This window comes from Pseudomonas sp. 05N434, assembly GCF_056396965.1.
Map to the genome: position 1 here is coordinate 1 of NZ_JBFTMK010001075.1, position 524 is coordinate 524.

Genomic DNA, 524 nt, shown 5'->3' on the forward strand with positions numbered 1-524 from the left:
CTGTTGAAGAGCTTCGATTTCGCCGACCTGCCGGTGATGGTCAACATGCACAAGTTCGAAACCGACATCCCGGCCGAAGAACTGCGCGACGGCAGCCTCGACCTGGTGGTCTGTTTCGGCCCGAACTTTCATCGAAGCCACACCGACTTCAACTCCAGACGACTACTGGAGGACGATCTGGTCTGCGTCTTCGACAAACGCGCCACGCCGCTGGAGCCGCGCTTGAGCCTGCAAGCGTTCACTGAACGTCGGCATGTGTTCCCGACGCCCTGGACGTCCACCACCAACATGGTTGACGGCTGGCTGGCTCAACAGGCCCACAAACGCCAGATTGTCGCGCGCTCCAACAGCTACAGCGCGGCACTGAAGATGATCACCGGCACCGACTTCATCCTGACCTTGCCCCGGCGCATCCAGCAATTGCTGGCCAATGAGGCGATCTTCAATCACTGCGAAGCGCCCAATGGTTTACCGGGCTTCACCCTGGACATGCAGTGGAGTCAAAGCGTCGACCAGGACAGCGC

The 524-nt window shown here is 59.9% G+C and carries 1 protein-coding gene; it reads left to right on the forward strand.

The window, feature by feature from the left end; all coding sequences use genetic code 11:
* Positions 1-524: LysR substrate-binding domain-containing protein (locus tag AC1DLB_RS31790; RefSeq protein ID WP_477786505.1), on the forward strand; the 524-nt coding region annotated here is incomplete at both ends.